The organism is Polaromonas sp. (assembly GCF_030689685.1).
Lineage (GTDB): Bacteria > Pseudomonadota > Gammaproteobacteria > Burkholderiales > Burkholderiaceae_C > Polaromonas.
In genome coordinates this window covers 34,926-54,662 of record NZ_JAUYEY010000041.1, presented here as the reverse complement: position 1 = coordinate 54,662, position 19,737 = coordinate 34,926, and the positions used below count along the sequence as shown (strand labels likewise).

Sequence of the window (19,737 nt, the reverse complement as noted above, 5' to 3'; positions counted from 1 at the left end):
GAGTCTGGGCGGCAGAAGGCGTCGAAGCGAGAAGTGGCCCCGGCGAGGACAGTTTTTGCCGGGTTTGCAGCCTCATAGCCGTAGCTATGGGGCAAAAAGCCGGTGAAAAATGGACCGTCGCGGCCGCTTTGCAGCCGACGTACCTTCTGCCGCCCAGGCTCCTAGGACAAACCCGAAGGCCGCAGATCGCGCCAGGAAGCGCACCTGCATGCCTTGGGGGTGACCGCCTACACCTTTTGGCCTCCTTCGGCGGTGTACTGGCTACAAGCAAGAAAGCAGCGCAAATAGGCAGCGCAACAGCCAGCAGAGCAAAAGTTGACAAGGGGTGATTGCAATGAGAAGCACACACAACACAATTCGCGCATTGGCCATAGGCATTGGCTTGACCCTGCTGGTCATCACCGGCACGGCCGGCATGATGGCTGTTTTTTCCGGGCCCGCGCCGGCGACCGATATTTACCGCCGTGTCGCCATCACCCCCACTTTCGAGCCCACAACCCACCAGGCCACCGGCCATGACACGGTGTTGTATGAGCCTGTCGTTCTTGCCAACGGTCGTGTTCAATGGGTACTGACCGAAGAACCCGACACCTCGTCAATTTATTCAGGCGCAGCCAGAACCGTCAGCTACACGCTGGTGGTCAAGCCTACCGGTCTGAGCCTAGCCGTGAAGAACTGCAACCGTTCAACCAATAACGCCTACAACATTGCATGTAATTTGGTGAGTTGATCGCCTGGCAGGGCCACCAGGCTGAACTGTTATCACGGGAAAGCATCTTGAAAACATACCCCACCTCTCACCGTCTCCGTCGCCCCTTGCAACGCCTGCCCGCGCTGGTGCTGGTTGTTGCCGCCGCCCTGCTGGCGGGATGCAATTCCCGGCCCATAAATTTGACTCAGTACCTGACCCAGCAACCCACCTTGCCCTCAGACATCCGCGTGCCCGCAGGCCATCAGGCGGTGCTTGAAGCCCGCGGCATCGGCCAACTGCAATATGAATGCCAAGCCATCAACCGCGCACCCTTTCAGTACGCCTGGCTGCCCAGGGACCGCAGCATCGAACTCAGAGACAGTGCCAACAACAGCATCGTGCTGGCGCGCAGCGCCCGCAACTGGTTGCACCGCGACGGCTCCGAGCTGGCGGTCAAGGAGTTCATCGAAGTGAACAACGGCGACCCCAACCTGCCGCTGCAGCGCGCCCGGGTCGAACCCGCCACCCAGCCCGGCGCACTCCACAACATCAGTTATATCCAGCGCATCAGAACCCTGGGCGGCTTGCCGTCAACGCGCAATTGCAGCTCAGCCGAACTCGGCATGCGCGTCTCCGTGCCTTACGAGGCCGACTACGTGTTCTGGCGGCCCCTGGCCTCTTGAGCTGAACCCAACCATTAAAAAAGCCCCCACACATGCAGTTTGGGGGCTTTTTTACAAATTGACGCAGTTTGAAAGCGCCTGGCGCCCGTCTTTAACGATGGTGATCGTCTCCATGACCGTTCCCATGACGACGACCCTGACTGCGGTGCCCACGATGACCGTGACCCTCATCGCGGTAATGATGCCCGTCACGGTAATACACCGGGGGCGGTGCCAAATAAACCGGTGCCTGCACATAAATCGGGTGCGGACGATAAACCGGCTGCGGCTGCACATAAACTGGCTGCTGCTGGTAGCTATAAACTGGCTGCTGATGGTAACCATACACAGGCTGACCATACACAGGCGAGGTATAGACCGGGTAGGCGTTGCTCACGCCAATCACCACGCCGGGGGGGGCCACCCCGACAGAGAAACTCACATCGCCACGGGCATGAGCGCCGCTTGAAAAGCCCAGTGCGGCCACGGACAGCGCGGCGGCGCCACCCGCCATTAGCAGGGTCCGGGCGGACGAAACAGAACGGGGGATTGACTTGATCATCTTGCTTTCTCCTGGTTGTGGCGCTGGCGCTTGTGTGTATTAAACGCGGCACACCGTAAACCGCCTACCGAATGCTCGGTGAAGTGCGTAGCAAAACGTAAGCTTCAAACCCGCCGGCCCAGCGGCCACCGCCTAGAATCAAGGCCATGACCTCCCCTGCCGACAAAGAAACCCCCAAAACCAGCAATTTCCTGCGCCAGATCATCGAGCACGACCTGGCCAAAGGCACGTATTCGGGGCGGCAGTGGGGCGGCAGCCCCGGCGACGCCGCCCACCACGCCACCGGTCAGGCGGACCCGGCCAAGGTGCGCCTGCGTTTTCCGCCCGAGCCCAACGGCTACCTGCACATCGGCCATGCCAAAAGCATCTGCCTGAACTTCGGTCTGGCGCGCGACTATGGCGGCGTCTGTCACCTGCGTTTTGACGACACCAACCCGGAAAAGGAAGACACCGAGTATGTGGATGCCATCAAGGACGCAGTGCAGTGGCTGGGCTTTGACTGGCATAACCATGACGAGACCAACCTGTATCAGGCCAGCGACTACTTCGACTTCATGTACCGCGCCGCCGAGTATTTGATCGAATCCGGCAACGCCTATGTGGACGAACAAAGTGCCGACGAGATGCGCATCCACCGCGGCGACTTCGTCAAGCCCGGCACCAACAGCCCCTTCCGCAGCCGAACGCCGGCCGAGAACCTGGCGCGCTTCCGCGAGATGCGCGACGGGAAACTCGCCGACGGCGCTGCCGTGCTGCGCGCCAAGATCGACATGGCCTCGCCCAACATCAATATGCGCGACCCGGCGATCTACCGCATCCGCCGCGCGCACCACCACAACACCGCAGACAAGTGGTGCATCTACCCGATGTACACCTACGCGCACCCGGTTGAAGATGCGCTGGAGCAGATCACCCACAGCATCTGCACGCTGGAGTTTGAGGACCAACGCCCGTTTTACGACTGGCTGCTCGACAAACTGGCCGAAGGCACACTGATTGCCAGCCCGCACCCGCGCCAGTACGAGTTTGCACGCCTGAACCTGACCTATGTGCTGACCAGCAAACGCAAGCTGGCCCAGCTCGTCAATGAAAAAAGAGTGAGCGGCTGGGACGACCCGCGCATGCCCACCATCGTCGGCCTGCGCCGCCGCGGCTACACACCCGAGGCGATTCATTTGTTTGCTGAACGTATAGGCGTGACCAAAAGCGACAGCTGGATCGACTACAGCACGCTCGAAGGCGCGCTGCGCGACACGCTGGACCCGGTCGCCCCGCGCGCCATGGCCGTGCTCGACCCAGTGAAGCTCGTTCTGACGAATTGGGACGAGGTCATGGGCGCCGATGTGCTCGATGACTGCAGCGCCCCCGTTCACCCGCACCACCCCGAGCAGGGCACGCGCCAGTTCAAAATCGGCAAGGAAGTCTGGATAGAACGCAGCGACTACGAAGAAACGCCGCCCAAGGGTTTCTTCCGCCTGTTCCCTGGCAACAAGGTGCGGCTTAAATATGGCCACGTCATCGAATGTGTGGGAGCGACCAAAGATACGAACGGCAAGGTGACCGAAGTGTTGGCGATACTGATCCCCGACACCAAAAGCGGCACGCCGGGCTCGGATGCCGTCAAGGTCAAGGGCGTGATTACCTGGGTCGGTGTCAACGATGCGGTGCAGGCCGAAGTACGGCTCTACGACCGCCTGTTCACCGAGGCGCACCCCGAGGCGGATGGCAAGGATTTTCTGGAGAACCTGAACCCCAACAGCCTGTCGGTGGTGACGGCTTATGTCGAGCCTTCACTGGCCAAGGTTGAAGCCGGCCAGCGTTTCCAGTTTGAGCGGCATGGGTACTTTGTCACTGACTTGAAGAATCACGCTGCGGGGAAAGCAGTGTTCAATCGGGTGACGGGGATGAAGGACAGTTGGACCAAATAGAGCATGGAGACAACCGCCTATTTCCGCAATGATGTGATGGCCAAAAGGCCTTATATCCGGGAAGAATGGTTGTTGCTGGCACTGTCGGCACCTGTTCGCCGCGAGGTTCAAACAGAGGACGGCCGCATTCGCCATTGGGTGTGGATTGAAGAGCTCAAGCGCTACCTGCGCGTGGTCACCCTTGAAGACGGCGTTACCGTGCACAATGCATTTCCAGATCGGAGATTCTCACCATGAAAATTTCGTACGACAAGGCGACCGACTCGCTCTATATCCACCTGGCCGACCGGGCATCGGTGGACTCTGACGAAGTGAAAGACGGCGTCGTTCTCGACTTCGACGCCAACGGCGCGCTGGTGGGCATTGACGTGCAGCACGCCAGCCAACGGGCGGACATCCACAACTTGTCAGTGTCCCATCTACCGCTAGGGGCACTGCTGGCCGCGTGAGGTCTGGCAGAAAAACCCGAAGCCCGTCGCCTGAAACCCGGCCATGAAAAGCATCTATTTCGAGAACGACGACATCCTGCAAATCCGCGTGTCGGACAAACCTGTCGTGCCCGAAGTGTCACAAGACTGGCACACCAATATCAGCTATGCAGAAGATGGCTCGATGGTTGAGATCGTGCTGCTTGATGCGAAGAAAGAAGGCTTGTTGCCCATTGAGTTTAGAAAAGCAGCGTGATGCGCAAGCCCGAAAGTTATCAACGCAGGCGGAGCACGCCAACACAAAATTCCAGGATTGAAGAAGCTTTGAAACTCGCGTCCAGGCAGGCCAAACGACAACTCGCGGCTTTAGGGCTGAAGTTGCCAACGCAAAGCTGGACAGGGTCGCCGGTGCGTAACCCCGCAGTTTGAGATACGTGCGACACACAAAAGCGGATGACAAGTTTTCTGGAGAGTCGAAACCCGATGATGGGGCGTTTGTAGAACCTTCACTGATCAAGGTCGAAGCCGACCAGCGCTTCCAGTTTGAGCGGCAGGGAAACTTTGTCACTGACTTGAAGGATCACGCTGCGGGGAAAGCGGTGTTCAATCGGGACGGGGATGAAGAATCGGTGGGAAAAATAGACCACTCGTAATCCTCGTCGGCGTCAAAAGCATAAAGCCAAAAGAAGACTAACGTGAAAATAGTAATGGGAGAGTTAAACGGCGTGCGCCTCTTGGACATCCTCCAAGGCGCTAAGGGCTGTAGCAGAGTTACAGCAGCAGTAGCATATGCAACGGCAAAAAATCCATTCTTTGAACATTGCAAAGCAAACAATATATTTCTTGCTTTTTATGGGCTTCTGGACGAAGGAGAAGCTGTAGCATTACCGGTTCTCGATCAATTTCTTACCGATGGCCCAAGTTCTGTTAATTGCCGCTTGATATACGGTCACTTCCATTCAAAAATTATTTGGTGGCATGGCTATGGGGCATACGTTGGCTCCGCTAATCTAACAAGCAATGCCTGGTTTACAAATGTGGAGTGCGGCGTTTTTTATGAAGAATCCGAGTTATTAGAGAGTACCTTGGGAATTTATCTGGAACAGCAGTTTGACTACTTGAAAGCGAACTCGACTTCCTTGACAAAAGAACTTCTCGAAGCAATTCGAACAGCATCTATTGAAAATGGCAAGGCGCGTATTGAGTCACTTAAGCGCGAACTAAAAACAAACTTTCGAGATGCACTCAAAGGAGTTAAGAGGCACCCAGGTTTAACCTCTAAGACCAAGCCTGATGGATTTACAAAATTTGTGGAGGAGTGGTCGCAGACCCTAGAGTTGCTGCGAGGACTTCGTAAAGAATTCATTGGCCTCAACTTGCGTCCCGAATGGGTATCCGACGAAGCAAATCCGACTGTTCACTTCGATCAGTTTCTTCATGCTTACTACTACGTGAAAGTGCGGGGTCGAAAGGACGATGATGAAGAGGTCGGCGAAGAAAGCAAAAAAAGTGTCGCGCTCGTTAATAGCTCATATCTGAAAAATCGTGAAAATTCCGGGCGAGCACTAATAGATGCTGCGAAGTGGTGGGCCTCCTTGACAAAAGCTCCATACGGCGAAGATGTTTTCATCAAAAATTTGGCGCCTCAGATGCAATCCGAATTTTCAGAAGAAAGACTTTCTCGCTGGACTCTAGAGGACTTCCAAGCTGCATTTCAGAATGTCCATGCTTTTAAAGCCCATGCCCGTCAAGTACAAAACGCGAAGCTCGGTTTGCCTAAAGGACATACAGAACCCGTAGGCAAGCGCTTAGATTTAGTCGCAAAATGGCTATGGGAGCAAGAGCGCGAGGAATCTCAACATAGCATTGTGGAGTTGTTGCGCTTCCTCATTTGGGGTAAGGCGCCGAGCAACGTGGCTGAACGCTTATGGATCGCCACAACCAACCCGGAATGGCGATTTGAGCATTTCGGACCAAGCTCATTAGGTGAGGCGCTCGGATGGGCTCGTCCTGATGAATATCCACCCAGAAACAATCGCACCAATAAAGCTCTAAGGTCTTTGGGATACGACGTTCGACTATTTTCTTCATAGTAGTGATTGACCTGATCACAATTGGGAATTTATCAATTGAAGCTGTAAACGTAAATGCAAAAAGCTCTTGCTCCAATTTTTTTATACGCTCTCTTTGCATTGACGTTTTATTTCTTAGCGCTCGAAGCCCACGCCCAACCCCTCGAAGAAGTCCCCTTCATCATCTCCCCCGACAACGTCACGCTCGAAATGTTGAACAGCGCCGGCGTCAAGCGCGGCGACCATGTGATTGACCTCGGCTCGGGTGACGGCCGTATCGTGATCCTGGCAGCCAAGCGATTTGAAGCGACCGGCCTGGGCGTGGAGATCGACCCGTCGTTGGTGGAGCGCAGCAAGGCCAGCGCACGCAACGCCGGCGTGGCGAACAAGGTCGAGTTTCGGGTGCAAGACCTGTTCAAGACCGACCTGGCGTCGGCCACCGTGATCACCATGTATCTGCTGCCGGAGTTCAACCTGCAGTTGCGCCCTGCCCTGCTCGCGCTCAAGCCGGGCACTCGCATCGTCTCGCACGACTGGGACATGGGCGCCTGGAAGCCCGACCGCACGACGGTGGTGGCTGTGCCCAACAAGGCGGTGGGCCGCGAGAAGTCGAGCCAGATCCACCTGTGGACTGTGCCCGCTCAAGTCGATGGACTGTGGTGCGCAACCGGGCTGCTGCGCGGCGCCAGTATCACGCTGACACAAACCTACCAAGCCTTTGCCGGCACGCTGGCCTGGCGCAATCGCACGCGGGCGCTGGCCGGCACCATCAGCGGCACCGAGCTGCGCACGCCAGCGGGCAGCAGCGGTGAGCTGGTGCTGCAGGCGGCAGACGATGTATTGCGCATCGCCTCGGCGCAGGGCCATATGGCGCTGGCGCAGGGCGCGAGCTTCCGCCGCGCGGCGGGCGCGAGCTGCGGCTGAACAAGCTGCTGGCGCCCGGCGGAAAAAACGCCTTTGACTGACATCAGGCCGTCCTGCCTTCAGGCTTAATGGCATGAAGTGATAACCTGCAACCCTTCAAGGAAAAAACCATGCCCCAATTCGCAACCATCGTTGGTGACGTGACCTACACCCCTGGCGATGGCGCGCCCATCCCGATACCACCGGGGCGTGTGGAAGTGGCGCTGGAGCCGGACAGCGCCACCCTGAGCTGGGACGCTGGCGACGGCGTGGCGGGCGTGACCGCCATTCCCAAAATCCAGTTCGACGACTACCTGCGCGACGGCAAAATCGTCTGGGAAAAGGCATAAACGCCACCCACGTCACTGTGTTTTCTTCTGCAGTCCCAAACCTCACAAGCCTTGCACTTTCCCGCCGCACGGCGCTGCTGGGCGCATTGGGCCTGCTGGCCCTGCCCCGCACAGCGTTTGCGGCATCACCTTCCAATTCAACCGTCTGGCCGCGCGCTTTGCAGGTGCCCGGCGGCGTGGCGCGGCTGTCGCTGGGCCCGTCGGCGCAACGGCCGGTGGCGCACCAGGGCGAGCTGCCGCTGCTGGTGATCGGCGACGTGATCGAGTGGACAGCGCTGGTCGGCGTTGCACTTGCTGCCGCGCCGGGCGAAGCCAGCATCAGCGTCCAAACGCCGGAAGACGGCCTGCGTCAAGTGCGCTACACCATCGCGCCCAAACGCTACAGCGAACAACAACTCAAAGTCTCGCCGCGCACGGTGGACCTGTCGCCCGAGGACCTGGCGCGTCACGAGCGTGAGCGCGCGCACCAGGAAACCGTGATGGCGACCTTCAGCCAGCCGCTGCCGGCCTCGCTGCGCATGCGGGTGCCGGTGCCAGGGCGCAAGTCGAGTTCGTTCGGGCTGCGGCGTGTGTTCAACGGCCAGGCGCGCAACCCGCACAGCGGCATGGACATCGCGGCGGGCACCGGCACGCCGGTGCTGGCGCCGCTGCCGGGCCGGGTCATCGACAGCGGCGACTACTTTTTCAACGGCGGCACGGTCTGGCTAGACCACGGCGGCGGGCTGCTGAGCATGTATTGCCACCTGAGTGCGATGGACGCCCAGCCGGGCGACCTGCTGCCCACCAGTGCGCGCCTGGGCGCCGTCGGCGCGACCGGCCGCGTGACCGGCCCGCACCTGCACTGGGGCGTGATGCTGAACCGCACCATGGTGGACCCGGCGCTGTTTTCGGCCTGAATTTCATGTCAAAATGGCCTCCAGCCCTTGCCGGACAAGCGTAAGCAGCTATTAAAATAGGAGCAGATTCGCGCCTGCAATGTCATGCCCGTTCTGGGCAGGCACCTCTAAGAAAGATTCTTGGCTAGGTTGTATCCACTAGTAGAAACCCTGAAGATGGAGCATCTTCCAACCCACCCCAAGGAAACCCCATGACTGCCAAAAACCTGTCCACCGTGGCCACCGACCTGATCGAAGCCTACGGCAACACTGCCAAAAACATGATCGATGCCTACCGCGCTGGCGGCGAGCGTGTGGTCAGCCTGCTGGAGCAGCGCTGGAACAAGGCCCTGCGCGAGTCGCGCTCGGAACTGACGGCCGAAACCGCCAAAAACGCTCGCGCCGCCCAACTGGCCTTCAGCGTTTATTACACCAGGGGCCTGAGCCTGACCAGCAGCGGCGCCCAGCAGGTCGTGAACCAGCTCGTCAAGGTTCTTGAGTCCGGCGTCGAGCGCGCTTCTGCCAACGCTGCCCTGTTTGAAGAAAAGACCGGCGTCAACACCCTGTCCACGATTGCCCAGGTCACCGCGCCCGGCGCCTTGGCGCTGAGCAAGCTGGCCGCACAGCTCGAGCAGAAAACCGCCGACCTGGCCGGCAAGATCGCCGGTGACGACGTCACCACGGTCAGCGCCAAACGCGCGTCGGCCTTCAGCCAGCGCCGTGCCAAAGCCGCCTGAATCCGGCTTTTTATAAGTAAAAAGTGGCTCCAGCCCATACCGGGCGGGCGCCATCAGCTATCAAATCAATAGCATCCTAGGTGAGTGGTCACCTACATCGCTTGCCCGAGGGTGAAATAAAAGGTCGCACCCTCGCCAGGCTTGCTGTCTGCCCAGATGCGCCCGCCGTGGCGCTCAATCACGCGTTTGACCGTCGCCAGGCCGATGCCGGTGCCAGGAAAATCGCCCAGTGAATGCAGGCGTTCAAAGGTGCCGAACAGCTTGTGCGCAAACGCCATGTCAAAGCCGACGCCGTTGTCACGAACGTAAAAGACGGCCTCGCCGCCTGCGGCCGGCTTGCAGCCCACCTCGATCCGGGCCACTTCTTGCCGGGCACTGAACTTCCACGCATTGCCGAGCAGGTTTTGCAGCACTGCGGTGAGAAGCCGTGGGTCACCGTGGGTGCGCAGCCCGTCGTCGATTTGGAATTGCACCTGGCGCTGCGGCTCGCGCTCGCGGTACGCCTGCTCAATCGCCCGTGCCATGGCCGACAGATCCACCGACTCTGACTTGATCTCTTCGCGCGACAGGTGCGCCAGGGTCAGCAGACCTTCGATCAAATCGCCCATCTGCTTGACGCCTGCGCGTATGCGCTCCAGGTAGTGCAGGCCCTTGGCGCTGACATTGCCCGCATCACTTTTGAGCAGCAACTGGCTGAACCCGTCCACGGTATTGAGCGGCGAGCGCAGGTCATGCGAAACCGAATAGGCAAACGACTCCAGCTCCTTGTTGACTTCGGCGAGCTGGCCGGTGCGAAGCAACACCCGCTGCTCCAACTCGCTGTTGAGACTGAGGATTTCTTGCTGTTGCTGCCTGCGCTCCGTGATGTCGCGCTCGACCGCGACCCAATGCGTGAACTTGCCGGACTCGCCGGCAATCGGAGCGATGTCGATCTCAAGCCAGAGCAGGTTGCCGTTTTTGGTGTGGATCGCCATTTCAGTGCGCACCGGATGGCAGCGGTCTATCGCGGCACGTATGCGATGCAACTCGGTCTGCTGGTGCGTGGTCCCCCAGAGCAGCATCACACTCTGCCCCAGGGCTTCTTCACGGCTGTAGCCGGTCTGGCGTTCAAAGGCATCGTTGACAAACACAACGCGCGGGCCGCCGTCCTTGTCCGACCGGGCCTCGGTGATAACCACCATGTCGTTGAGGCGGGACACCGCCGTCTCCAGCAGGCGCAACTGCGCCTGTTCCTCGCGCCGCTGGGTGATGTCCTGAAAATACACGGCGGTTCCGGCTTCCGTCGGATAAACGTGAAAAACAAACCACGTCTGCAGCGGCCGGTAAAAGGCCTCGAAGCGGGTGGTGCGCTGCTCGGCCACCGCCGCGCGGTATTCCTGCTCGACGGGGGTGCCCGCAATGTCGGGAAACTCCTCCCACAGGTTTTTGCCAAGCAGCTCGCCGGTGGGCCGCTGCAGCATGCGCTCGGCCTGGCTGTTGAGGAAGGTGAAGCGCCAGTTGCGGTCCATCAGGCTGAAACCGTCGGTGATGCTCTCCAGCGTGGACATCATGCGTGCCTCCAGCGCCAGCGTGCGTGTCTCGGCGGCCCTCTGCTCGGTGATGTCCTGGAAAGCGCCCTGCAGCCGGATGATGTTTCCGTCGGTATCACGTACCGCCTCTCCCAGTGAGCGAACCCAGATGCGCCGCCCTTTCGCGGTCATTTTGGGCAGGATGAATTCATACGGTGTGCCCTTCGCAGCGCAGGCTTCAACCAGCCGAATCACCTGGGGCCGGTCTTCAGGCAGAAAGTAGCCGATGCCCTCGTCCAGGGTCGGCACGTAGCCCGGCGGCACCTCATGGATGGCGCAGTTTTCATCCGACCAGGTCAGCTTGCGTTCGGGCAGGTCAATGGTCCAACCGCCCAGGCGCGCCATGCGGCCGGCAATGCGGTTCATGAACATGTTCTTTTCAAGCTGCTCGGTCGCGTCCTTGAGGTCGTGGATGTCGGTGAACGTGCCCAGCCATTGGGTGGCCTGGCCGGCGGCCTCGGACAGCGGGTGTGCGCGGCCCAGCATCCAGCGGTAGCTGCCGTCGGACCGGCGCAGGCGGTATTCGATCTCGTAGGTTTCACCGCTTTCGCTTGCCTCCTCCCAGCGCTGGGCAACACGCGCCCGGTCGTCCGGATGGATCAGCTGCGTCCAGCCCCGGCCCAGGCTTTGGTCCATGGACAGGCCGGTGTATTCCAACCACGTCTGGTTGAAATAGGTGAGCCAGCCATCCGCACGCATCATGCAGACAATCTGTGGCATGGCGTCTGTCAGCAGGTGAAACTGCACCTCGCTCGCGCGCAAGGCTGCCTCGGCGAGTTTGCGTTCGGTGATGTCCTGCACCGTGCCCGACAGGGTGGCGGGACGGCCTTGCGCATCCACAACCGACTCACCGAGCCCATGCACCCAACGTACCTCGCCATCGGCCCTGACGATGCGGTGCTCAATGTCGAGCTTGCCTCGGCCAGCGAAGAAAAGTTTTTGCGCCGCTTCATAATCTTCGCGGTCCTCCGCAAACACATGAGACAACACGCCCTGGTAACCGCCAACCGGCGAGGTCGCCGTCCCGCGCGCCAGCCCGTAGATGTCATAGGTCTCATCCGACCACCAGACCCGGTTGCTGGCGATGTCGAAGTCCCAGTTTCCGATCCGGCCTATGCGTTGCGCGGTGCGCAGGCGGTCGCGTGTCAGTTGCAGCGCATGTTCGGTATTTTCCAGCGCCTGGTCGCCCACACCATCGAGGCGCCTGTCCTGCTGCTGCCGGCGCAGCGGCGCCAGCACCAGCCCCTCGCCCGCCCATCCCGCAAGCACCAGGCCGAGCACCGCCATCGCAACAACAAGCGTCGTCGGCAGCGCCGAAGACAAGGCGGTCACAAACAGGGGCAACAGGCCTAGCAGCGCCACCAGAACCAGCCGGGGGCGCAAACCAGTCAACCAAACTCTCCAGCCCATAAGTTTCATCAAGGCTCTTTCATGAGACGCCTTCTGCTTTTCGTGAGCACCAGGCCCAACAACGCAACGTTCAAAACAAGTGTAGCGCCTGGGCTCTGGCGAGCCCGCCTTTTCAGCGCGGTGCGGGTTGCCGATAATGCAGGCATGAACAAACCCCCACAGCCTGTCCACGCGAAAGTACTGGCCTTCGATGTTTTTGGCACCGTGGTCGACTGGCACAGCAGCATCGCCCGCGAGGTGCAAGCGCTGCGTCCCGCAGTGGACGGCGATGCGTTTGCGCTGGCCTGGCGCGCAGGTTATCGGCCGGCGATGGCCCGCGTCATGTCGGGCGAACTCGGTTGGACGCGGATCGACGATCTGCACCGCCTCATCCTCGACAGCATCCTGCCGCAGTTCGGCCTCGATGATTTGAGCGAGGCCGACCGGCAACACCTGAACACCGCCTGGCACCGACTCGAGCCCTGGCCCGACGTTGTGGCAGGCCTGAATCGACTGAAGTCGCGCTACACCATTTGCACGCTGTCCAACGGCAACATCGGTCTGCTCACCAACATGGCCAAACGCGCCGGCCTGCCCTGGGACTGCGTGTTGTCGGCCGAGGTCTTCCGGGCCTACAAGCCCGCCCCGGCAACCTACCTCGGCGTGGCCAAGGTGTTTGATCTGGCACCGGCCGAGGTGATGCTGGTGGCTGCACACCAGGACGACCTGGCCGCCGCGCGCGACTGCGGTTTGCAGACCGCCTATATCGAACGGCCGAACGAGTTTGGCGCCGCCCAGCCCAAGGACGTGTCACCCGACCCCGCCAACACCTGGCACGCGAAAGACTTTCTCGCGCTGGCCGATCAGTTGGGCTGCTGATGCTGCCTGCGCCACCGCCGCGCCTGATTGTGTTCAACAAACCGTATGGCGTGCTGAGCCAGTTCACGCCGGAAGGACGCTGGCGCGGACTCAAAGACTTCATCGCCATCCCGGACGTGTATGTGGCCGGGCGGCTTGACGCCGACAGCGAGGGCCTGCTGCTGCTGACCAGCGACGGCAAGCTGCAGGCGCGCATCAGCGATCCGCGCTTCAAGATGGAGAAGACCTACTGGGTGCAGGTCGAGGGCCTGCCCGGTGACGCCGCGCTGCAAACGCTGCGCGATGGCGTGGTGCTCAATGACGGCATCACGCGCCCGGCCCGTGCCTGCCTGATGACGCCGCCGCCAGCGCTGTGGCCGCGCGACCCGCCGGTGCGTGTGCGCCAGGCCATCCCGACCGCGTGGGTGGAACTGGTTATTCGCGAGGGGCGCAACCGGCAGGTGCGGCGCATGACCGCTGCGGTCGGCTTTCCGACCCTGCGCCTGGTACGCGCCAGCATCGGCCCCTGCAGCCTGGACGACCTGGCGCCGGGCGCGTGGCGCGAGGACCTGGCCGAAGCCTGGGCCTGACGGCGCTTCACCGCGTCCGTTGCGGATCATGCGCTCCCCTTCGTCCTGCAGCGCCATGAGTTCGCTGCGCAACTGGCGACGCTCCTGCGGCGTCGCCAAGCCATCGGCCTTGACGCGGGCCTAGGAGCCTGGGTATCCGGATGCGCGCCCTGCTTGGCCCGCACGCGCATCAACGAGGCGTGGCGGGGCTGCCGGTGATGCCGACACTGTCGTCCATCACCAGGTAGCGCTTGACCAGATCGAAGAAGCGGTCATAAAAAGCATCGGCGGTGATGGTTTCGCTGCCGACCTTGACCATCGCGTCGTTGCTGGAACTAAACGGCAAGGACACCGAGCCGATGGCACCCACGCCGAGGCTGGCGGAGTTGTTGCTTTTCTTCAGCGCGTAACTGTCTTGCAGCGCAGTGACAAAACCGAGGCTGACGCTTTTGTCGGCGGTCTCGGGCACACACACCACACGAATGGCCATCTGCAAATGTGCTTCGGGCTCGGGCTGAAAACTTTTGTGCCCGTCCACCAGGTCTTCGCGTGCCGTCTTGATGATGTAACCCTGGCTCAACAGTGCGCGTCGTGCGGCCTCGCAGGTTTGCGCGGCCGTCGCATCGAACAGCCGCGAGTAGGTCGCGGTCGATCCAAATTGCTCCTGCAAGGGAAACTGCGTGACCGGCGCCACACATGCTGCCATCAGCAGCACACTCAAGCCGGCCGCCGACAAGCGGGCAAAGGGTTCAACGATCCGGGACAGCTTCACAGCCGGGCACTCCTTCAGCACAAAATCGGGCGAACTTGCAGGACGGCGCATTCCCGCTTCATACACACCCTACCGGACCATCAGCCCGTGTGGGCTCAATCAAATATCTCGCTGAGCCAGGACTTCTGCTTGCGCGGATAACCGCGCCTGCTGTGCCGGTAGTCGGAGTCCACGAAGTCCGGATGCGCAGGCTGGGGCGCGTGCCGGGCCGGCGCGGGTACGGGGGCGGGCGCTGCCGTAGAAAAGTCAATCAGTTTGTCGAGCTCGCCACGGTCCAGCCAGACGCCGCGGCACTGGGGACAGTAGTCAATTTCGACACCCTGGCGCTCAGACATCAGCAAGGTGGCATCGGGGCAGTGGGGACATTTCATCAAGGGTTTCCCGTGAAAAATTAAAGGGATGCAACCACCTCAGCGCTGGTGGCCGATGGCACGCCTGGCGCTGCGCGGCGGCTGGAGTTTGCGCAGCAAGGCGCGGACAGCGCGCGCCAGCGCGCTTTGCAGCGCGGAACCCCAGTCGCGCGTGACCGATGTCACCACCACCGAGCCCGTACCCTCGGCCGTCAGTTCCACCTCGCAGCGTTTGTCGATGCCATCGTCGGCGCCCTGAACATCCGAAACCCGGACCCGTGCGCGCGGCGCCAACCAGCCGAGGTGCCGCGTGGCCTGCCGCACGCGGCGCACCGCCAGGCCGCGCAGTTGCTCCAGCCACGGTTCACGCGATTCAAAAATGATTTGCATGGATGCACTCCATTGAGTTGAAAAGTATCACCATACGCGCTTACGAGTTTCTGTAAAAGCAGACAATAACGAAGAGACCTTTCGGATAAAACTGACTATGAGCAAAGCCTCCTCGCCAAAGGCAAACCGGAAGCGGTAGTCGTGATCCTTGGTCAGATGAATCACAATTTATTTTTCACTCATTGCATCGACTTTTTTCAAGTTAAGGACGGGCACGGGATCACAACGCGTTGAGTGGAATTTTCAGGTAGGACACGCCGTTGTCCTCCTTCGGTGGCATCTCGCCGGCACGGATGTTGACCTGCACCGAGGGCAGGATCAGCACCGGCATCTCCAGTGTGGCGTCACGCGCGCTGCGCATCTTGACGAAGTCATCCTCGCTGACGCCGTCGTGAACGTGGATGTTTTTCGCCCGTTGCTCGGCCACCGTGGTTTCCCAGACTGCCGGACGCCCCTCCGGCGGGTAGTCGTGACACATGAACAGGCGTGTGTTGATCGGCAGGCTCAGCAGCTTGCGCATCGAGCGGTACAGACTGTGGGCATCGCCGCCAGGGAAGTCGCAGCGCGCCGTGCCCACGTCGGGCATGAACAGGGTGTCGCCCACGAACACGGCATCACCGATGCGGTAGGCCATGCAGGCCGGGGTGTGCCCGGGCACCGACAGGGCCTCGGCGGTGAGCGCGCCGATGGCAAACGTTTCGCCGTCCTGCAGCAGGTGGTCGAACTGGTGGCCATCCGGCTGGAACTCCGCTTCAAGGTGGAAGATGCGCTTGAACACATCCTGAACATCGGTGATGGCCGCGCCAATGGCAATTTTCCCGCCCAGCTTCCCGCGCAGATAGTGCGCCGCTGACAGATGGTCCGCATGGGCATGGGTTTCCACAATCCAGTCGACCCGCAGGTTCTTTTCCTGCACGAATGCGATCAGCTTGTCGGCCGAGGTGGTGCGGGTACGGCCAGACTTGGGGTCGTAGTCGAGCACCGAATCGATGATGGCGCAGGCTGAGCCTTCCTTTTCATAGACCACGTAGCTGACGGTCCAGGTGGCGAGGTCGAAAAAACTTTGTACGGTGGGTGTCATGCAATGGTCCTTGTCGCGTGAGCTTCTATTCAATCATTATATTGACAAATAGATTGTTTGTAAATATACTATTGTTGTCTTAAATCAAAAAGGAGTGAGATCACCATGCAGGCAAACACCCTCATGGACCTCGCCATCTTGCGCAGCGCCGCCGACGAGGCCAGCCGCCTGATGAAGGTACTGGCCAACCCCGACCGGCTGCTGTTGCTGTGCCAGCTGGCACAGGGAGAGCAGCGGGTGAGTGAACTGGAAGCGCTTGTCGGCATCGCGCAACCCACGCTGTCTCAGCAGCTGGGTGTGTTGCGTGACGAAAACCTCGTCAGTACACGCCGTGAAGGCAAGAGCATCTACTACCAGATCGACAGCCCGCAAGCGCTGGCCGTGATGAATGTGCTGTACGAACAATTTTGCGACAACTCGAAGAGGAAAAAACGATGACTATCGACTGGAATCATTTCACGCCCTGGGCCTCGCTGGCCGGCGGCATCTTGTTGGGCCTGGCCGCAGCACTGTTCATCCTGGTGAACGGACGCATCCTGGGCATCAGCGGCATCGTGGGTGGCCTGTTCCGCCCGAAAGCGGGCGATGTGGGCTGGCGCCTGTCGTTCATGCTCGGCCTGCTGGTCGCACCGATGCTGTACTTCCTGGTGGTCGGACCCAGCCCGGTGCGTATCGACGCGGGTTGGACCACGGTGGTCGTTGCCGGACTGCTGGTGGGCGTGGGCACGCGTTACGGTGCGGGCTGCACCAGCGGTCACGGCGTCTGCGGCTTGTCACGCCTGTCGCCCCGCTCGCTCATAGCCACGCTCGCCTTCATGGGCGCCGGCTTTATGACCGTGTACCTGGTGCGCCACGCACTGGGCTCGTGAACCGAATGAAAAAGGAAACACCTATGAAACACCGCATTTCCGAATTCGTGGTCGGGCTGATTTTCGGCATCGGACTCATCCTCTCCGGCATGACCGACCCCGGCAAGGTGATCGGCTTCCTGGACCTGTTCGGCGCCTGGGATCCTTCGCTGGCGCTGGTAATGGGCGGCGCCATCCTGGTTGGCGTGTTCGCCTTCGCGCTGGCGAAAAAACGCACCACCACCTTCCTGGGCAGCGCCCTGCACCTGCCCAATTCGGGCGATATCGACAAACGCCTGCTGCTAGGCAGCCTGATATTTGGCGTGGGCTGGGGCCTGGCGGGCTTCTGTCCCGGCCCGGCCATTGTTTCAATGGGAGCTGGCCAGCCCAAGGCGGTGGTGTTCGTACTGGCCATGCTGGCGGGCATTCTGCTGTTCGAGCTGAGCGAGCGGCGCACGCAGCGGCTGGGTGCGCGCTGACATGGCAGTCCCGATTCGTTACCTGAACGCGGCGTTCGCGGTCACCGCACAGCTCACGGTCGGTGACGTCCCCGGCCTTGCCACCCAGGGCTTCACCGCCCTGATCAACAACCGCCCGGATGGCGAGGGTGGCAGCGCCCAGCCGCTGAGCCGCGACATCGAACAGGCCGCGCGGACGGCCGGTCTGCACTATGTCTACCTGCCTGTGGTCAGCGGCGCCATCACGCCGGCGCAAGCCGTGGCCATGCGGCAGGCGCTGGCCAAGGCTCCCGCCCCGGTGCTGGCTTTCTGCCGCTCGGGCGCACGCTCGGCTCAGCTTTATCAGTTGGCCCAGACCGCCGAGTGAAGCCCCGCTCCTGGCCAGCCCCTGCTCATTTATCATGACAAGGACCACTTCATGAACTGGTTACCTGTCTGGCTCCGCAGCTACCGGCCGGCCTGGCTGGCCGGTGACCTCACTGCGGGTGTGATCGTCACGGTGATGCTTATTCCGCAAAGCTTGGCCTACGCCCTGTTGGCCGGGCTGCCGCCCGAAGTCGGCCTGTACGCCAGTATCCTGCCCATCGTGGCTTACGCCCTGCTGGGCTCAAGCATGACCCTGGCGGTCGGACCGGTAGCGGTCGCTTCACTCATGACAGCCAGCGCCTTGCAGCCGCTCGCCGCCGCCGGATCGGCCGAATACGTGACACTGGCGATCCAGTTGTCGCTGATCTCGGGCGTGATGCTGCTCGCTTTCGGCGCCCTGCGCCTGGGCTTTCTCGCGCATTTTCTGAGCCACCCGGTCATCAGCGGCTTCATCACCGGATCCGCAGTGCTGATCGCCGTGGGCCAGCTCAAGTACATCCTGGGCGTCAAGGTGGCGGGCTCGGACGTGCTGGAGACCCTGGTCGGCCTGGCCGAGGCGCTGCCGCAGACCAAGCCAGTCACCTTCGCCATCGGTGTGGCCAGCCTGCTTTTCCTGCTGCTGGCCCGTCGTTATCTGGCTCCACTGCTGACGCGGCTGGGCGTGCCAGCCAAGGCGGCCGAGCTGATGGCTAAGCTGGCGCCCATGGTGGCCGTGATCGCCTCCACCGCCGTGGTGGCCCTGTTCAAGCTGAACGAGACTGCTGGTGTCAGTGTGGTGGGCGCCGTGCCGCAAGGATTGCCGCAACTGACCTTGGCACTGCCCGGCATCAGCACGCTGGGCCAGCTCTGGCTGCCTGCGCTGCTGATCACGCTGATCGGCTTTGTCGAAAGCGTGTCCGTGGCGCAGTCGCTGGCGCTCAAGCGCCAGCAGCGCATCCAGCCTAACCGCGAGCTACTGGGCCTGGGCGCCGCCAATGTCGCCAGTGCACTGTCGGGCGGCTACCCGGTGACCGGCGGCTTTGCACGCTCGGTGGTGAATTTCGCGGCCGGGGCACACACGCCGCTGGCGGGGGTGATCTCGGCCGCGTTGATGGCGTTGGTGATTGCCGCCCTGACCGGCCTCTTCTACTACCTGCCGCATGCGGTGCTGGCGGCCACCATCATCGTGGCGGTGACTTCGCTGATCGACCTGAAGACGCTGAAGGAAGCCTGGCACTATGACCGCGCTGACGCGCTGTCGCTGCTGGCTACGGCGGTGGGCGTGGTGGCGTTGGGTGTGGAAGCAGGCATCCTGATGGGTGTGGCGCTGTCACTGGCAGCTCTGGTCTGGCGCAGCAGTCACCCGCACATGGCCGTGGTCGGGCGGGTGCCCGGCACCGAGCACTTCCGCAACGTCGAGCGGCATGCCGTGGAAACCGTTCCTGGCCTGCTCGCCCTGCGCGTCGATGAGAGCCTGTTTTTTGCGAATGCTACCGTGCTGGAAGACAGGGTCGAGGCGCTGCTGGCCCAAGACCCGTCAGTGCGGCGCGTGGTGCTGATTTGCTCCGCCGTCAACCAGATCGACGCCACCGCTCTGGGCGTGCTGACCCAGTACGAGCGCAGCCTGGCGAGCAGAGGCATCGAGTTCACGCTGGCCGAGGTCAAGGGCCCGGTGATGGACCGGCTGCGCTCAACTGAACTTGGTAAGCGCTTGCAGGGCAAGGTATTTTTGAGCGTGCATGAGGCGTTTGAGCATGCCGTCCAGGCGGGCAATCGCCCAGTGCCGAGTTGGCCTGGGCGTCGGCAAGGTCCCGCAGTGTAGGACGGTCTCTGGGAGGCGGCTCACGCCAAGGCGCGGCACCAGTTCGCAGTTTATCGATCTTTTCCAAATACACGACAGT

The 19,737-nt window shown here is 61.3% G+C and carries 25 protein-coding genes; 19 read left to right on the top strand and 6 right to left on the bottom strand.

From position 1 onward, the window contains the following. Window positions 1-334 precede the first annotated feature (334 nt). Together Q8O29_RS10640 and Q8O29_RS10635 are read left to right on the top strand one after the other, a co-directional pair. Entirely contained in the window at window positions 335-730 is a 396-nt protein-coding gene (locus Q8O29_RS10640; RefSeq protein WP_305562565.1) for a hypothetical protein, read from the top strand. An 86-nt stretch (window positions 731-816) separates the two neighbouring features. Then, a complete protein-coding gene (locus Q8O29_RS10635) occupies window positions 817-1,374 on the top strand; it encodes a DUF3455 domain-containing protein (protein WP_305562563.1) in 558 nt (185 codons plus the stop codon). A 91-nt stretch (window positions 1,375-1,465) separates the two neighbouring features. Here the strand turns inward: Q8O29_RS10635 and Q8O29_RS10630 are convergent, their stop codons facing one another. Next, window positions 1,466-1,915, bottom strand: coding sequence for a hypothetical protein (locus Q8O29_RS10630; RefSeq protein ID WP_305562561.1), 450 nt, complete (start codon window positions 1,913-1,915; stop codon window positions 1,466-1,468). Between the two features lie 146 nt (window positions 1,916-2,061). Here Q8O29_RS10630 and Q8O29_RS10625 point away from each other — a divergent pair, with 146 nt between their 5' ends. The 10 genes from Q8O29_RS10625 (at window position 2,062) to Q8O29_RS10580 (ending at window position 9,208) form a co-directional block, all read left to right on the top strand. After that, window positions 2,062-3,843, top strand: a complete 1,782-nt coding sequence (locus tag Q8O29_RS10625) for a glutamine--tRNA ligase/YqeY domain fusion protein (RefSeq protein ID WP_305562559.1) — start codon at window positions 2,062-2,064, stop codon at window positions 3,841-3,843. Window positions 3,844-3,846: 3 nt separating this feature from the next. Beyond that, window positions 3,847-4,080 carry a hypothetical protein gene (locus Q8O29_RS10620; RefSeq protein ID WP_305562557.1) on the top strand — a complete coding sequence of 78 codons (234 nt, stop codon included), beginning with the start codon at window positions 3,847-3,849 and terminating at the stop codon, window positions 4,078-4,080. Continuing rightward, complete coding sequence (locus Q8O29_RS10615) at window positions 4,077-4,292, top strand: DUF2283 domain-containing protein (protein WP_305562555.1); 216 nt, start codon at window positions 4,077-4,079, stop codon at window positions 4,290-4,292. Before Q8O29_RS10620 ends, Q8O29_RS10615 begins: the two co-directional genes overlap by 4 nt. 43 nt (window positions 4,293-4,335) lie before the next feature. Further along, window positions 4,336-4,527, top strand: coding sequence for a DUF2283 domain-containing protein (locus Q8O29_RS10610; RefSeq protein WP_305562553.1), 192 nt, complete (start codon window positions 4,336-4,338; stop codon window positions 4,525-4,527). Window positions 4,528-4,705: 178 nt separating this feature from the next. Continuing rightward, on the top strand, window positions 4,706-4,924 hold the full coding sequence (locus tag Q8O29_RS20370; protein ID WP_371134206.1) for a hypothetical protein: 219 nt from the start codon (window positions 4,706-4,708) through the stop codon (window positions 4,922-4,924). A gap of 42 nt (window positions 4,925-4,966) precedes the next feature. Beyond that, complete coding sequence (locus Q8O29_RS10600) at window positions 4,967-6,364, top strand: phospholipase D-like domain-containing protein (RefSeq protein WP_305562549.1); 1,398 nt, start codon at window positions 4,967-4,969, stop codon at window positions 6,362-6,364. 99 nt (window positions 6,365-6,463) lie between these two features. Beyond that, window positions 6,464-7,267: a cyclopropane-fatty-acyl-phospholipid synthase family protein gene (locus Q8O29_RS10595; protein ID WP_305562547.1), complete on the top strand. Its 804-nt coding sequence runs from the start codon at window positions 6,464-6,466 to the stop codon at window positions 7,265-7,267. A 110-nt stretch (window positions 7,268-7,377) separates the two neighbouring features. Beyond that, window positions 7,378-7,596, top strand: a complete 219-nt coding sequence (locus Q8O29_RS10590; protein WP_305562545.1) for a hypothetical protein — start codon at window positions 7,378-7,380, stop codon at window positions 7,594-7,596. Between the two features lie 17 nt (window positions 7,597-7,613). Further along, complete coding sequence (locus Q8O29_RS10585) at window positions 7,614-8,492, top strand: peptidoglycan DD-metalloendopeptidase family protein (protein WP_371134205.1); 879 nt, start codon at window positions 7,614-7,616, stop codon at window positions 8,490-8,492. A 191-nt stretch (window positions 8,493-8,683) separates the two neighbouring features. Continuing rightward, the gene (locus tag Q8O29_RS10580; protein WP_305562543.1) at window positions 8,684-9,208 is read left to right on the top strand and encodes a hypothetical protein; all 525 of its coding nucleotides are present in this window, start codon (window positions 8,684-8,686) and stop codon (window positions 9,206-9,208) included. Between the two features lie 92 nt (window positions 9,209-9,300). Here the strand turns inward: Q8O29_RS10580 and Q8O29_RS10575 are convergent, their stop codons facing one another. After that, window positions 9,301-12,168 carry a PAS domain S-box protein gene (locus Q8O29_RS10575; protein ID WP_305562541.1) on the bottom strand — a complete coding sequence of 956 codons (2,868 nt, stop codon included), beginning with the start codon at window positions 12,166-12,168 and terminating at the stop codon, window positions 9,301-9,303. Between the two features lie 162 nt (window positions 12,169-12,330). Between Q8O29_RS10575 and Q8O29_RS10570 the strand changes: the two genes are divergently transcribed. Further along, window positions 12,331-13,044, top strand: coding sequence for a haloacid dehalogenase type II (locus Q8O29_RS10570; protein ID WP_305562539.1), 714 nt, complete (start codon window positions 12,331-12,333; stop codon window positions 13,042-13,044). Further along, window positions 13,044-13,613, top strand: a complete 570-nt coding sequence (locus tag Q8O29_RS10565; protein ID WP_305562537.1) for a pseudouridine synthase — start codon at window positions 13,044-13,046, stop codon at window positions 13,611-13,613. The genes Q8O29_RS10570 and Q8O29_RS10565 overlap by 1 nt, the downstream gene beginning before the upstream one ends. Window positions 13,614-13,782: 169 nt before the next feature. Here the strand turns inward: Q8O29_RS10565 and Q8O29_RS10560 are convergent, their stop codons facing one another. From Q8O29_RS10560 to Q8O29_RS10545, 4 genes are all read right to left on the bottom strand, one after another. Further along, window positions 13,783-14,298: a DUF2242 domain-containing protein gene (locus Q8O29_RS10560; RefSeq protein WP_305562571.1), complete on the bottom strand. Its 516-nt coding sequence runs from the start codon at window positions 14,296-14,298 to the stop codon at window positions 13,783-13,785. 161 nt (window positions 14,299-14,459) lie between these two features. Continuing rightward, the gene (locus Q8O29_RS10555; protein WP_305562535.1) at window positions 14,460-14,735 is read right to left on the bottom strand and encodes a zf-TFIIB domain-containing protein; all 276 of its coding nucleotides are present in this window, start codon (window positions 14,733-14,735) and stop codon (window positions 14,460-14,462) included. 39 nt (window positions 14,736-14,774) lie between these two features. Then, entirely contained in the window at window positions 14,775-15,104 is a 330-nt protein-coding gene (locus Q8O29_RS10550; RefSeq protein WP_305562533.1) for an HPF/RaiA family ribosome-associated protein, read from the bottom strand. A gap of 220 nt (window positions 15,105-15,324) precedes the next feature. Beyond that, on the bottom strand, window positions 15,325-16,185 hold the full coding sequence (locus Q8O29_RS10545) for an MBL fold metallo-hydrolase (protein ID WP_305562531.1): 861 nt from the start codon (window positions 16,183-16,185) through the stop codon (window positions 15,325-15,327). 105 nt (window positions 16,186-16,290) lie between these two features. Between Q8O29_RS10545 and Q8O29_RS10540 the strand changes: the two genes are divergently transcribed. The 5 genes from Q8O29_RS10540 to Q8O29_RS10520 are packed head-to-tail and all read left to right on the top strand — an operon-like array spanning window position 16,291 to window position 19,658. Then, window positions 16,291-16,623: a helix-turn-helix transcriptional regulator gene (locus Q8O29_RS10540; protein WP_305562529.1), complete on the top strand. Its 333-nt coding sequence runs from the start codon at window positions 16,291-16,293 to the stop codon at window positions 16,621-16,623. Continuing rightward, complete coding sequence (locus Q8O29_RS10535; protein WP_305562527.1) at window positions 16,620-17,054, top strand: YeeE/YedE family protein; 435 nt, start codon at window positions 16,620-16,622, stop codon at window positions 17,052-17,054. The genes Q8O29_RS10540 and Q8O29_RS10535 overlap by 4 nt, the downstream gene beginning before the upstream one ends. Window positions 17,055-17,077: 23 nt before the next feature. After that, window positions 17,078-17,512, top strand: coding sequence for a DUF6691 family protein (locus Q8O29_RS10530; RefSeq protein ID WP_305562525.1), 435 nt, complete (start codon window positions 17,078-17,080; stop codon window positions 17,510-17,512). Window position 17,513: 1 nt separating this feature from the next. Then, window positions 17,514-17,858: a TIGR01244 family sulfur transferase gene (locus Q8O29_RS10525; RefSeq protein ID WP_305562523.1), complete on the top strand. Its 345-nt coding sequence runs from the start codon at window positions 17,514-17,516 to the stop codon at window positions 17,856-17,858. Window positions 17,859-17,909: 51 nt separating this feature from the next. Beyond that, a complete protein-coding gene (locus Q8O29_RS10520; protein ID WP_305562521.1) occupies window positions 17,910-19,658 on the top strand; it encodes a SulP family inorganic anion transporter in 1,749 nt (582 codons plus the stop codon). Window positions 19,659-19,737 lie beyond the last annotated feature (79 nt).

Excerpts from the sequence above, each read along its gene's own strand:
- Q8O29_RS10540 (WP_305562529.1), top strand. The coding sequence starts at position 16,291 with ATGCAGGCAAACACCCTCATGGACCTCGCCATCTTGCGCAGCGCCGCC.
- Q8O29_RS10620 (WP_305562557.1), top strand. The coding sequence starts at position 3,847 with ATGGAGACAACCGCCTATTTCCGCAATGATGTGATGGCCAAAAGGCCT.
- Q8O29_RS10565 (WP_305562537.1), top strand. The coding sequence starts at position 13,044 with ATGCTGCCTGCGCCACCGCCGCGCCTGATTGTGTTCAACAAACCGTAT.
- Q8O29_RS10530 (WP_305562525.1), top strand. The coding sequence starts at position 17,078 with ATGAAACACCGCATTTCCGAATTCGTGGTCGGGCTGATTTTCGGCATC.
- Q8O29_RS10570 (WP_305562539.1), top strand. The coding sequence starts at position 12,331 with ATGAACAAACCCCCACAGCCTGTCCACGCGAAAGTACTGGCCTTCGAT.
- Q8O29_RS10590 (WP_305562545.1), top strand. The coding sequence starts at position 7,378 with ATGCCCCAATTCGCAACCATCGTTGGTGACGTGACCTACACCCCTGGC.
- Q8O29_RS10615 (WP_305562555.1), top strand. The coding sequence starts at position 4,077 with ATGAAAATTTCGTACGACAAGGCGACCGACTCGCTCTATATCCACCTG.
- Q8O29_RS10550 (WP_305562533.1), bottom strand. The coding sequence starts at position 15,104 with ATGCAAATCATTTTTGAATCGCGTGAACCGTGGCTGGAGCAACTGCGC.
- Q8O29_RS10560 (WP_305562571.1), bottom strand. The coding sequence starts at position 14,298 with ATGGCAGCATGTGTGGCGCCGGTCACGCAGTTTCCCTTGCAGGAGCAA.
- Q8O29_RS10555 (WP_305562535.1), bottom strand. The coding sequence starts at position 14,735 with ATGAAATGTCCCCACTGCCCCGATGCCACCTTGCTGATGTCTGAGCGC.
- Q8O29_RS10610 (WP_305562553.1), top strand. The coding sequence starts at position 4,336 with ATGAAAAGCATCTATTTCGAGAACGACGACATCCTGCAAATCCGCGTG.
- Q8O29_RS10625 (WP_305562559.1), top strand. The coding sequence starts at position 2,062 with ATGACCTCCCCTGCCGACAAAGAAACCCCCAAAACCAGCAATTTCCTG.
- Q8O29_RS10580 (WP_305562543.1), top strand. The coding sequence starts at position 8,684 with ATGACTGCCAAAAACCTGTCCACCGTGGCCACCGACCTGATCGAAGCC.
- Q8O29_RS10640 (WP_305562565.1), top strand. The coding sequence starts at position 335 with ATGAGAAGCACACACAACACAATTCGCGCATTGGCCATAGGCATTGGC.
- Q8O29_RS10535 (WP_305562527.1), top strand. The coding sequence starts at position 16,620 with ATGACTATCGACTGGAATCATTTCACGCCCTGGGCCTCGCTGGCCGGC.
- Q8O29_RS10520 (WP_305562521.1), top strand. The coding sequence starts at position 17,910 with ATGAACTGGTTACCTGTCTGGCTCCGCAGCTACCGGCCGGCCTGGCTG.
- Q8O29_RS10525 (WP_305562523.1), top strand. The coding sequence starts at position 17,514 with ATGGCAGTCCCGATTCGTTACCTGAACGCGGCGTTCGCGGTCACCGCA.
- Q8O29_RS10630 (WP_305562561.1), bottom strand. The coding sequence starts at position 1,915 with ATGATCAAGTCAATCCCCCGTTCTGTTTCGTCCGCCCGGACCCTGCTA.
- Q8O29_RS10545 (WP_305562531.1), bottom strand. The coding sequence starts at position 16,185 with ATGACACCCACCGTACAAAGTTTTTTCGACCTCGCCACCTGGACCGTC.